This is a genomic window from Paenibacillus sp. EKM212P (assembly GCF_011066115.1).
GTDB lineage: Bacteria > Bacillota > Bacilli > Paenibacillales > Paenibacillaceae > Paenibacillus > Paenibacillus polymyxa_B.
Map to the genome: position 1 here is coordinate 364760 of NZ_JAAMNR010000001.1, position 12434 is coordinate 377193.

12 protein-coding genes are annotated in these 12434 nt (G+C 43.3%); 5 read left to right on the forward strand and 7 right to left on the reverse strand.

All coding sequences use genetic code 11. The features are described 5' to 3' along the window. Nucleotides 1-179: 179 nt before the first annotated feature. Nucleotides 180-1016, reverse strand: a complete 837-nt coding sequence (locus tag G9G54_RS01710; RefSeq protein ID WP_061831343.1) for an AraC family transcriptional regulator — start codon at nucleotides 1014-1016, stop codon at nucleotides 180-182. Nucleotides 1017-1154: 138 nt separating this feature from the next. On the opposite strand from G9G54_RS01710, the gene G9G54_RS01715 reads away from it, so the two are divergent. From G9G54_RS01715 to G9G54_RS01725, 3 genes are all read left to right on the forward strand, one after another. Further along, nucleotides 1155-3182, forward strand: a complete 2028-nt coding sequence (locus G9G54_RS01715; protein ID WP_165175685.1) for a beta-galactosidase — start codon at nucleotides 1155-1157, stop codon at nucleotides 3180-3182. Between the two features lie 69 nt (nucleotides 3183-3251). Beyond that, on the forward strand, nucleotides 3252-4478 hold the full coding sequence (locus tag G9G54_RS01720; RefSeq protein ID WP_165175687.1) for an MFS transporter: 1227 nt from the start codon (nucleotides 3252-3254) through the stop codon (nucleotides 4476-4478). A gap of 210 nt (nucleotides 4479-4688) precedes the next feature. Beyond that, nucleotides 4689-5324, forward strand: coding sequence for a BclA C-terminal domain-containing protein (locus tag G9G54_RS01725; protein ID WP_165175688.1), 636 nt, complete (start codon nucleotides 4689-4691; stop codon nucleotides 5322-5324). A gap of 73 nt (nucleotides 5325-5397) precedes the next feature. Here the strand turns inward: G9G54_RS01725 and G9G54_RS01730 are convergent, their stop codons facing one another. Then, on the reverse strand, nucleotides 5398-6228 hold the full coding sequence (locus G9G54_RS01730; protein ID WP_025718529.1) for a DegV family protein: 831 nt from the start codon (nucleotides 6226-6228) through the stop codon (nucleotides 5398-5400). A 21-nt stretch (nucleotides 6229-6249) separates the two neighbouring features. Next, a complete protein-coding gene (locus G9G54_RS01735) occupies nucleotides 6250-6687 on the reverse strand; it encodes a MarR family winged helix-turn-helix transcriptional regulator (protein ID WP_165175690.1) in 438 nt (145 codons plus the stop codon). A gap of 297 nt (nucleotides 6688-6984) precedes the next feature. Here G9G54_RS01735 and G9G54_RS01740 point away from each other — a divergent pair, with 297 nt between their 5' ends. Continuing rightward, a complete protein-coding gene (locus G9G54_RS01740) occupies nucleotides 6985-7506 on the forward strand; it encodes a peptidase M56 (protein WP_165175691.1) in 522 nt (173 codons plus the stop codon). An 88-nt stretch (nucleotides 7507-7594) separates the two neighbouring features. Here G9G54_RS01740 and G9G54_RS01745 read toward each other — a convergent pair whose 3' ends face one another. From G9G54_RS01745 to G9G54_RS01755, 3 genes are all read right to left on the reverse strand, one after another. After that, nucleotides 7595-8176 carry an NAD(P)H-dependent oxidoreductase gene (locus G9G54_RS01745; protein WP_165175693.1) on the reverse strand — a complete coding sequence of 194 codons (582 nt, stop codon included), beginning with the start codon at nucleotides 8174-8176 and terminating at the stop codon, nucleotides 7595-7597. A gap of 72 nt (nucleotides 8177-8248) precedes the next feature. Further along, nucleotides 8249-8671, reverse strand: coding sequence for a MarR family winged helix-turn-helix transcriptional regulator (locus G9G54_RS01750; protein ID WP_165175694.1), 423 nt, complete (start codon nucleotides 8669-8671; stop codon nucleotides 8249-8251). A 303-nt stretch (nucleotides 8672-8974) separates the two neighbouring features. Then, nucleotides 8975-10096, reverse strand: a complete 1122-nt coding sequence (locus tag G9G54_RS01755; RefSeq protein ID WP_165175696.1) for an NADH:flavin oxidoreductase — start codon at nucleotides 10094-10096, stop codon at nucleotides 8975-8977. Nucleotides 10097-10343: 247 nt separating this feature from the next. On the opposite strand from G9G54_RS01755, the gene G9G54_RS01760 reads away from it, so the two are divergent. Continuing rightward, a complete protein-coding gene (locus G9G54_RS01760; RefSeq protein WP_165175697.1) occupies nucleotides 10344-10940 on the forward strand; it encodes a TetR/AcrR family transcriptional regulator C-terminal domain-containing protein in 597 nt (198 codons plus the stop codon). Nucleotides 10941-11034: 94 nt separating this feature from the next. Here G9G54_RS01760 and G9G54_RS01765 read toward each other — a convergent pair whose 3' ends face one another. Next, nucleotides 11035-12186: an iron-containing alcohol dehydrogenase gene (locus G9G54_RS01765; RefSeq protein ID WP_165175699.1), complete on the reverse strand. Its 1152-nt coding sequence runs from the start codon at nucleotides 12184-12186 to the stop codon at nucleotides 11035-11037. Between the last annotated feature and the right edge of the window lie 248 nt (nucleotides 12187-12434).

Sequence of the window (12434 nt, forward strand, 5' to 3'; positions counted from 1 at the left end):
CTTTGGATGAGGGTTTTGCAAAAGAACTATGGATCTTATGTTTATTATGTCACCTGAACATCAGATTGATGAAACAAATGAACTATTATTTTATACTCCCTCATCCTGAAAAAAACAATAAGGAATGCTCCCTAAAATGAGCATTCCCGAGTAAGAAAGAGTATTTCGATAAAATACCCTTATGTATACAGTAATTTGAACCTTTCAGGCGTAATTCCTTCAGCTCGGCGAAAAGTTGCCACAAAATGACTGGCATCCCGAAAGCCTACACGCTCCGAAATCTCCTTTACTGTTAATTGCGGATATTCCGTCATCATTTCCTTGGCCTTCCGCAGCCGAATTACAATCAGATAAGCATAAGAAGTCACACCAAACGCTTGCTTAAATAATGTATTTAAATGGCGGGAGCTGACATTCATCATAACTGCCATATCACCTAGGCCCACATCTGGACTGGCATAATTTTGCTCCATAAAGGCCAGTACAGGGGTTAAACGTTCCACATTATGGGAGAGGGAAGGCATTGAGCTATGTTGTCCATGTTTACGCAGTAGAGTCAGAAAACGATACATATTGGCCGAAGCATCTAATCCAGACAAATCACGTTCACTAACCATGGAATGGAGCATCGTTTCCCCAAAGCTGTGTAGCTCGCTATCCGGGTCCCAATGATACCCACGCGTATGCTTCAATCCCAGTGCAGTCAATACAGCAGCGGCGATGGGGCCGTCAAATGTAATGTATAACGTTCGCCATACCTTGGTCGCCCGTCTGTATGCATGGGATTCCCCGGGCAGCAGCAGAACCCCGGACTGCTCTCCCAAACGGAAGCTCCCCCCTTTAAATGTAAATATCCCTTCACCAGACACCGTCTGAATCCAGTGAAAGCACGGATAACCCTCTGGACGGGACACATCTTCCTGCCTGCTGTTAAATCCGATACTTTCAATAAAAAGGGGTAAAGAATGCTCACGCGTAGTCAGGAAAAATCTTAAATGATGGGGAGTTAAAATCATAAAAAGCACCTCCGGCGTATGCGGGTATGTATTTCACATGTAGATCCATATTGTTATATACACGTTCATTTTATTATATTTAAAAGCAGTTATTTGTATTATAAGATAGGATTATTCTTATATACAGAGGTGATTGGCATGATAAGCAGCAAACTTCCTAAAGTATTTTACGGTGGAGATTATAATCCTGAGCAATGGGATGAGGCCACACATCAGGAAGATTTACGGATGTTCAGGCAGGCAGGGATTGATATCGCCACGGTCAACGTATTCTCATGGGCCAAAATTCAATCCGACGAAATCACATATCATTTTGAATGGCTGGATCAATTGATTGACAGTCTTTATGAAAGCGATATCTTCGTTTGTTTAGCTACTAGCACGGCAGCGCATCCAGCCTGGATGGCTACGCGTTATCCCGACATTCTGCGGGTCGATGCTGACGGGCGTAAGCGGAAATTCGGCGGACGCCACAACTCTTGTCCGAATAGCCCAACTTACCGAAGATATGCGGAGCAGATGGCTGACCGACTTGCAGAACGATACAAAAACCATCCTGCGATCCTCGTGTGGCACGTGTCCAATGAGTACGGCGGGGATTGCTATTGTGATAACTGTGCGGCCGCATTTCGGGTGTGGCTCAAGCAAAAATACGGATCACTGGAAGAACTAAACCGGGTGTGGAATACTTCCTTCTGGGGTCACACCTTCTATGATTGGGATGAAATTGTACCACCAAATAATCTGAGCGAGCATTGGGGAGAAAATCACTCGACCTTTCAGGGCATATCCCTCGATTATGCACGCTTTAATTCAGACAGTATGCTTGATTGTTATCTGCTGGAGTATAACGCGATTAAAAAACATGTTCCCGATGCCGTGATAACGACCAATCTGATGGGCTTTTTTAAACAACTGGACTATTTTAAATGGGCTAAGCACATGGATATTGTATCTTGGGACAGCTATCCCGGGGCCAATACTCCGATAAGCTATACGGCGATGGCGCACGATCTGATGCGCGGCTTGAAGGATGGGCAACCCTTTATGCTGATGGAGCAAACACCGAGCCAGCAGAACTGGCAGGCGTATAATTCGCTTAAACGGCCTGGCGTTATGCGATTATGGAGTTATCAGGCAGTCGCGCATGGCGCGGACACGGTCATGTTCTTCCAGCTTCGCCGCTCGATCGGCGCTTGTGAGAAATTCCACGGGGCCGTCATTGAACATGCCGGGCATGAGAACACACGTGTATTTCGCGAGGTGGCACAGCTTGGCAGTGAGCTTGGCGCATTAGGCAACACGCTACTTGACGCGACCGTTAATGCCAAAGTAGCCATTTTATTCGATTGGGACAATTGGTGGGCTTTAGAAAAATCAAGCGGCCCTTCTGTCGCCTTGAAATATGTGGATCAGGTGCACAAGTATTATGCTCCCCTCTTCCGGCGGAATGTACAGGTAGATCTGGTTTCTGTTGATGCAGATTTCCAGAATTATGATCTCATTATCGCGCCTGTACTCTACATGGTCAAGCCGGGTACCACCGAGAAGCTAGAACAATTCACAGAGCATGGTGGCACCTTCGTAACGACCTTTTTCAGTGGCATTGTAAATGAAAATGATCTGGTCACAACCGGAGGATATCCTGGTAAACTGCGTAACTTGCTTGGGATCTGGGTGGAAGAAATAGACGCGCTTCTGCCGGAATCACACAATCGCATTGTATTGAAAGAAAAGGTGGGCGTATTACAAGGTGAATATAAATGCGGTCTGCTCTGCGACTTGTTGCATAGCGAAGGCGCCGAGGTGCTGGCCGAATACGGCGATGATTTCTATCAGGGCATGCCAGTGCTGACACGCAATCGTTTCGGTCAAGGTGAGGCATGGTACGTTGCTTCAGATCCTGAAGAGACTTTCCTTGATGGCCTACTTTGCTACATTTGTGAGCAAAAAGGGATTCCATCCCTGCTGCGCGCTCCTGCGGGTGTAGAAGCCACTGTACGGACCAAAGATGGAAAATCATATCTATTCGTTCTGAATCATAACGCCCAGACGCAGCAATATCATCTGGATGATCAGAAAGGGAATGAGCTGATCAGCGGTAAATACCTGGAAGGAGATATTTCTATTGAAGGCTACGGCTGTAAAGTACTGGAGCTATCATAATCCCTCAGATTTGACTCATGCAGTTCAGCTTGCTGCATGAGTCAAATCTAGGTATCAAAGGAGTTCATCATGAAACGACTGCTATGGATCGGCAGCTTGTCTTATTTTTTAATCGGCCTGGCACACGTGGTTGTAGGCTCCCTACTGCCTGTGTTGTTAGAGCATTACGGTAGAAACTATACGGACGGCGGAAGCCTAATCTTCGCTCAATTTTCCGGTTTTCTGGCTGGAGTCCTGCTGTCGCCGTGGCTTGCCCGGCGTTTCGGCAAACGCCGAAGTCTAATATTCGCCCTGCTCCTGCTGTGCGCGGCTGAAGTGCTGTACTCATTGCTGCCGCCTTGGGGTTGGCTATATGCCGTCGGGGCAGCAGCCGGGTTTGGCTTCGGCATGGTAGAAACACTCATTGGCACTATTATTATCAGCGGTATTACTCAAGGAACGGGCGCGGCGATGAGCCGTCTGGAAGTCTTTTTTGGGATCGGCGCGTTGGCTATGCCCGCTATCGCCAGCCAGCTCATTGCTCTCGGTTGGTGGCGATTGGCCTTTCCCATCATTTCCATGTTTGCAGCCGTGACCGTCATAGCTTGGCTGCGTGGGTCCTTCGGCACGCTGGACGCTGTATTAGACCAACAGGAACACCGAGGTGACAACCATGCGCGTTCCACCAACTCACCCAAATCCCCCACGGTGGAGGCTTCTAAAGGTAGCCCTATAGGCAATTGGAAGCTACTTGCACTATTTATCGTCTTTTTCTTTATCTATGTAGGAACAGAGATGAGCCTGGCTAATTTCCTGCCCTCCATGTTCATCGAACGTTTGGGTCTCACGCAAGCCGAAGCAGCACTTAGTGTCACCTGCTTCTGGTTAGCAATGGCTACCGGCCGGTTATTCACAGGCTACATTGCCGATCGATACGGCTACGGTGTCTTTGTCGCCCTGAGCTCGCTGGCAGCGACCTTGCTGCTGTGCGTGTTCCCGCTGATCAAAGGCACTGCCGGCGCCTTTATCCTTATTGTACTGCTGGGGCTGGGCATGTCCGGGATCTTCTCCATCGCACTTGTTTTTGCCAGCAAAATGATGCCAGGCACCGAAGAATCCACCACCAGCCTGCTTATAGGCGCAGGTGGAGTTGGAGGAGCTCTGCTGCCTTTATGGCTCGGAAATAGCATGGATCGTGGTGGAGCAGTCTCATCGGCGTGGTTGCTGGCAGGCTTCGCCTGCATCCTGTGTCTGCTTGGGGGCATCTTGTACGCCCTATATGTGCGCAAAAAGCGGCTTCAAACCGCTTCATCATGATACACGTCTCTACTGGCGCCTTTGTCTGTTCCTTGGTTATCATCCAAGTGCACATTCAAAGGTGCTTTTTTACATACTAGACGAATGTACCTTGTACAGCAGCCTGTTTTTAGTCAAAATAGATCGTTTCCTATGGATCACAGGACAGATATCCATGCCTCCTCTAGATGAATGGAGTAGTATACAACAAACCATATGGAGGTGTTTGTATTGGGTCACCCTGAATTAAAACGAAAAAAAGGCCGTAAAAAAAATGTTTTTGTCCGTGCCTGGTTTGATAAGTTAGAAAAAAAGTTTGAGGAAAAGCCCCCAAAGAGAAAAGACCGCTCGAAACGGAAAGGGTTCGGGAAAGACATCATCGTCAAAAAGCAACTTGTAAGTGTGAATATTAATCATGGCGCTTTAGGGCCTGAAGGGGATTCTGGAACCATAGGTGATTTAGCGCAGTTCGGTTATATTTATAATGTGAAGCACCAAGTTGTTCCGATTGAAGGGGATGTCATTTTGGATACAAACGGTATACTTACACCTGGAATTGCTCATGTTCCAGGAACTACACAGATTGCTGTATCCGATGCTGGAAAATATGAAGTTCACTTTTCGGTGTCCGGTGTGGAACCTAACCAATTCGCCCTCTTTATTAATGGCGCACTGGCTGAGGGAACTGTATACGGCTCAGGAGCCGGGACACAACAGAACACAGGGCAAGCCATCCTCGCTCTGGCATGCGGTGACGTCCTTACTTTGCGAAACCATAGCTCTACTACTGCTGTTACCCTGCAAACACAAGCCGGAGGAACTCAAGCCAGCATAAACGCTTCTGTCCTCATTAGAAAATTGAGATAGGCTTGAACTCCCGCAAAGTCTCAGTGTACTAAAAAGGGTTTATCCATACAGCGAGGATAAACCCTGAATATTTTTAAAAGGCCATAATGATCCCTTTGTCATTAGCGTACATTGAACTAATCCCTCTGGTGGACACAATATGAATATCTTTAAATTGATAGCGTTTCTTCAGCGCATTCATTAATTTTTCCGCCAGCCCAGGATTATTGCAGTGAGTAATGACGATGCTTTCTCCTTCGGTAGCCCGACCACTTTTTTCAATAGTATCTGCCAGCTTTTCGATAATTTGATTCTGACCGCGTGCTTGAGTAAAAAATGCGATATTCCCGTCACCATCCGAGCCTAAAATAGGCCTGATATGCAAGAGTGAAAGTATCTTTCCAGTGATTTTATTCATTCGTCCGTTCTTAACCAAATTATCCAGATTTTCTAAAACAAAGTAGGTTTTCATCTTGCTAATAAAGCTCTCCAAGGAAGAAATAATTTCGCTTTTATGATATCCCTCGTCAATCAACTTGCGTAGTTTTAGAGCTAACAAGAGCTGTCCAGCCGAAGCGCTTTTCGAATCAAATACATGAACATCCGCCCCTTCTTCTTCCGCCATATCTTTTCCTACCAATGCACTGGAATACGAACTGGACAGGTTGCTGGATAATGTAATGGCAAAAGAAGTATGCGCACCTTGAAAGGCTTCCTTATACAGCATAGGTGACGGTGATGCGGATCCAATTTTGGTTGTACAGGCTTTCATTTCTTCCATAAACTGAGGCAAGTCTAATGTGTCATCATCTACGAAGCATTTATCTCCCAGCGTCATATTCAACGGAATCGTAGTAACTTGCATCTCTTCTCTAAGCTCTCTCGTTAAATCACAGCAGCTATCCGCTATTATTTTATATCTCACCCGGTACACCCTCACATTATGTTATTTTTCAATAGAACGCGCATTCATAATACTCAAAGAAAGCTCAATTAACCGTATAAATTCCTTCACATTCTTCTCACCCAAACCTACTACAAGCGCTTCAAAATAACCTTCAATTCTCTCTTGCTTCTGTTTGATCAAGGATTCACCATCTACTGTGAGCCTTACACACATTCGTCGTCTGTCATGCTCAGACATTTCCATAGTCACATAGCCTTTTTTCCTTAATCCCGTAAGCGCTGCCGTAATTCTTGATCTGGATACATGCAGATGATCGCTGAGCAAGGAAGGATTAATTTCATCATCCCGATGCTGAACTAAATATTGAAGCACATGGTTTTCCCCCTGAACAAGCTCCGTCAGGCTACTGAATAATTCCATGTCATAAATCCGGTTAACGGATTCTCTCAATTCGTCCCTTAGTTCATAATATTTCATAGTGAACCTCCGCAACACACATAATACATACAGTTAACTATTAATACTATGTACTATAATGAATTGCCCACGATAATAACAATGAAATATTTGTGAATTTTTATACTTTATCCCCCCTTGAATGTCCAGTAACAGGAGGTTATATACCGTGGACTGTGAGACACCCAGTGGAATGCACAAGTTCACCTTCCTGTCTCATTAAGTTTGGCTCATCTCAATCCAAATAGTATATTCTAGTACATAAGATGAAATAAACTATACTAATACTTTCTTAATTATAAGGGGGTTAAATAAGCTATGCTGAAGCTGCTTTCCAAAAAAAGCATCATTTTATTGATTATCATCCTTATCGCTTTAACGGCATATTTCACAAAAAATCTATGGACGGAGATGCTGATAAAGTCAACGGACCTGGCCCAATTAACTATCCATAATATTTCTCTAAGCAAAAATATTGCAGACATTGATTTAACTGCTTATCAAAAGAATCCAAATTTTGACGATAAGCACACCAAAGATGCCGATTACAAGTATTTTGATAATTTCTTAATGGTTCATAGCTCTCGTGGGGAAATTATGAAGCTGCAAACATTGTCCGAAAATGAATTTTCCAGCTTCGCCGGATACAAGCTTCGGAATCTCGAAGATGTAAAACATAAATTGGGTAGCCATTTTGCCGAACAAAGCTACGACTCTGCCCAAAACCTAGATGCCATAGTATATTATGACAAAATAAATCGGACGAAGGCTAGTTTTGTATATCCCAATAATAACAAGCAGCATCAGATCGTGGTTTGGGCTATATTGGAGAAGAATTAGCTTTTACAAAAAAAAGGCCAACCATTCATGCTGGTTGACCTCATCATTTTAAGAATGTTTTACGCTGCGAATCAAAAATAATCTAACTTTACAGCACCGTTTTAACTGTGTCTTGTACTTGCTGTAGCAGCTCTTTATAGCCATCATCATCAAGGTAACCAATACTTCCAAGCAGTAAGTGACCGACGGATTCAATTCCAACGAAATCAAAAATTCCCGTATCTGATGTGATCTTCAATCCTGCGGTCATACCGATTTCATCGTAGATCGCGTTGGGAGTACCGTGTGTATTCACGATAAAACCTTTTTTACCTGTAAGCAGCTTATTAATCCCTTCTACACCAGCCGTATATGCAAAGCCGTATGCAAATACACGGTCAACGTAACCTTTCAGGATAGCCGGAAGACCTGTCCACCAGATGGGAGAAATAAAAGTAATCGTATCCGATTGTGAGATGTATTCCTGCTCCACTTTGATATCAGCCGGGGTTTGCCCTGCTCTCATAGCGGCAGTATCCTCAGGTTTTAATACAGGTTGAAAATCAAGGGCATATAGATCGCGTACAACGACTTCGTCACCTTTTTCTTTCAAGGTATTTACAACCGTTTCGAGTATCGCATGATTAAAGCTTTCTGCGTTAGAGTGAGCATAGATGATAAGATGTTTCATTTTAATAACCTCCCGATGTTTTATTGTTATTTTGATATTAATATAGATATCTATGCATTTACTTAAAAAAATTTATAATCTGTTTTTGACATGCTCCAGCAGATACTCCAGCTGTTCTTTTTCTTCATCTTTGAGACCACCATAGATCGTTTCTTGTAATCTGTTGGAGATCATCTCAAATATAGGCTCTATCTCTTTTCCCTTATCGGTCAGAAATATCAGGGTAACTCGACTATCCTCCCTTTCTTTTTTTCTTTCGACATACCCCAACTTCACTAGCTTGTCGATCAAAACAGTAACAGTGGGTTGCTGACGAGAAATTTTTTGCGTCAATTCCTTAATGGAAAGCCCGTCCTTTTGATAAAGGAACATTAGAATTCCACCATGAGTAGGAACAATCCCTTCAATTCCATTCGCTTCAAGCTCAGACACAATCAATTTATTGATTGAGTCTCTAATGGTTCCTATCAGTGCAGCTGCATTATTTTTTAACATACAAGCATTATTACATAGACATCTATATATATCAAGTATTGATGTCAGTCTGATCTGGTTTTAGTATATGAATGATTTCAAAGAACTAGGATTAAGTCTGTTATAATGAGATCTAAATTAGATAGGAGCTTGTTAAATGGAGCAGCTTTAAAGAAAATATGACTTAATCTAAAATGGTTCATGATGGACTACTATCCAGACGCATAAAAAAACCAAAATACCAAAGTTCCTTACCTCACTTTGAGTATTTTGGCTTACAGTGTTTATTTATGAAAGGAAGAGGTGTTCAAAGTATGATATGTTTTAGTTGAGCGTTTGAAGTAACTCAGGTGTAAAGGTTTGAAGATCATGAATTCGGCCTTCACGTATTTTCGTAGCCCAAGCAGGATCTCCCAGAAGCGCACGCCCAACAGCTACCAGATCAAATTCATTGTTGTCCAGCCGTTCCAGAAGTTCATTAATATCTTGGTGTCCTGCCCCTTTTCCTTCCGTATAACTTACAAAATCCTCATCCAGACCTACAGAGCCAACCGTAATCGTGGTTTTTCCAGTCAGCTTCTTCACCCATCCGGCAAAGCTCAAATCGGAGCCTTCAAATTCAGGTACCCAAAAGCGACGTGTCGAGCAATGGAAGATGTCCACGCCCGCTTGTACTAACACATTCAGGAGCTGCCCCAGTTTATCCGGTGTATCGAACGGCTTTGCGTTGTAATCATTCATTTTCCATTGGGATAGACGCATGGCAATAGGGTAGTCAGGGCCAACCTCAGCACGAATAGCTTCCACAAGCTCAATGGCGAATTGTGCACGGTTTATGATATCGCCACCATAGCGATCCGTACGTTGGTTCGTTCTCTCCCAAAAGAATTGATCAACCAGATAGCCGTGTGCTCCGTGAATTTCAACGCCGTCAAAGCCCAGTCGTTTTGCATTCGCCGCTGCATCGACATAGGCGCCAATGACCTTGGCGATTTCTTCTTCTGTCATCGGTTCGGTCACTTTATTGCCTTCCAGATCCAGCCCCGATGGACCAATCGATAGCGCTTCGGGATTCGGCTGAGACCCCAAAGGACGAGCCATTCCCATATGCCAAAGCTGTGGGAAAATTTTACTACCAGCTTCATGAACCTGTCTGACCACTTCAGCCCAACCGTTTAAAGCCGCTTCCCCATAAAAATTAGGTATCCTCGGCTCACTTGTTCCAGCCGGATGGTCAATCACTGCGCCTTCAGTAATAATAAGACCTACATCATTCTCTGCGCGACGGCGATAATAAGCAGCTACATCCGGTCCTGGCACACCATTGGGTGAAAAAGCACGCCCCATTGCCGGCATTACAATACGAGACTGTAAGGTCAGATTATGAATGGTATAAGGTTGAAATAAAGCTTCTGTTGAATGGACATTTTGCGGTTGATTACTCAAGGATTGTACCTCCTCATTTTCTTTTATCGTTTTAAAAGGATTATATAAAAGGCTCGTGCATCATCAAACGGGGTGCAAGTAAAATGTTAGCAATGTTTAATTTATCATTCAACCGACAAAATGTTCATTCTGTTGCTTAACCAAAAGGGTTATGAAATTGTTGTATATCTAAATTCACTTGTTGACAAAACAACACATGTTTATAATGGGGAAATCATTTGATTTACCTGAAAGGAGTGTCTTGAGGATGCCTGGTGTAACTTCACCCAACCCAAATGATCCGCGCGTCATTCGAACACGTAGATTAATTCTCGACGCATTCGTTGACCAATTAAATAAGAAAGACTTCTACACGATTACGATCAATGACATTACCCAAAAAGCCACCATTAACCGTGCCACGTTCTATGCACATTTTCAAGATAAATATGCACTGCTTGAAACCCTTTTGTCAGACGCATTTTTGGAGTATGTTATCAAAAGGATTGATGCTGAGGCACGTTTGTCGGAGGAGACCATTCAGAAACTTATTCTTTCGTTATGTGACTATCACGACTCAAGTAACCAATGCGTTCATAAATATAATTCAGTCGCACCGATCCTGGAAGAACATATTAAGAATCAATTAGAGCACTTCATACTTCAACTCATAACAAGAGAAGCCAATAATACAGACCAAAGAACGTTAGAACTTGCCGCGAACATATTAAGCTGGTCCATTTATGGTGTAACCTTTCGTTGGAATGCGGAAGGAAAAAAAGAGTCTCCTACAGCTTTAGCCGAGAGAGCTGTGCCATTAATCTTCAATGGGGTTGTCTTATCTCTAGTCTCACAAATCTCTTAGTAGAAAATGCAAATAAAAGGGCCGTTCCCAGTATTCTTCGATCATTTCCTGAGACAGCCCTTATAGTATTTAGTAAAATAATTGTACCTTTTATTTAAAGAATTTTCTTAAACATCTCGATAACTTGTTCTTTGCTAGGTATGAACGGATTGCCCGGAGCGCAAGCATCCTTCATTGAGTTCTCGGCAAGCAGATCCAAATCCACTTCATTTACACCCAGTTCAGAAAGTTTGGAAGGAATCCCAACTTCCTTCGACAGGTCTTTGATTCTTTGGATTACATAGTCTGCGCATTCCTTATCCCTTTTCCCCTTATCTTCAAAACCGATGACCTTAGCGATGGCACGAAATTTCTCTGGTACATGCTTGGCGTTCTCCTCCTCCACAATCGGCAGCAGCATGGCATTGCAAACACCATGAGGCAAATCGTATACGCCCCCAAGCTGATGCGCCATCGCATGAACGTAACCCAATCCAGCATTATTAAATGCAAGTCCTCCCAAGAAAATAGCGTATACCATTTGCTCGCGTGCTTCTATATCATGACCGTTGCTTACCGTACGAGCCAAATGATTAAAAATAATCTCTACTGCTGCCAACGCAGTCGCATCCGTTACAGGATAGGAGCCTGGCGTAACCAAAGCTTCAATAGCGTGAGTCAAAGCATCTAGTCCTGTAGCTGCCGTTAATGCGGCGGGTTTATCTACCATCAGTTCAGGGTCGTTGACCGAAATCGTAGCTACACTATTCTTATCCACCATAACCATCTTGACCTTGCGCTCTTCGTCCGTAATGACATAATTAATCGTGATTTCAGCCGATGTTCCTGCTGTGGTATTAATAGCCACAATAGGAAGCGATTTATGCGTGGATTTATGAACGCCCTCATACTCGGTTATATGTCCCCCATTGGTAGCAATAATGCCGATTCCCTTAGCCGTATCCTGTGGTGATCCTCCGCCAATCGAAATTAAAAAGTCACATCCGTTTTCTTGCAGAAACTGAACACCATCATGTACATTTTTACAGGTCGGATTTGGTTTTACTTCATCGTATACCGCATAGTTCAATCCAATATCATCCAGCAAAGATGTAACCTTGCCTGCAATGCCACTCTTCATCAAAAATTTATCCGTAACGACTAGAGCTTTGTTTAAATTCAGTTCTTTTATATACGGCCCAACTTCATGCAAACATCCTGTTCCCATAAGATTGATAGATGGTACAAAAAATACATGTGCACTCATAAAAAATCGGCCTCCTAAGAATTCACTTCTTAATGCCTCGCTAAATAGGGAATCAATCTATAAAGTGAAATATTTCACACATATAATTTTATCTTTACTTTGTTTTGATGTCAATAATAAAACACAGATATTATTTTGTTTTATGTTTGTTTGTTTTGTTTTATTAAATGAACCCAATATTTAGTACACAACTAATCGGATGCAGTCTCGTACAACTTAGATGAACATATTCACAATGAGGTGATAAC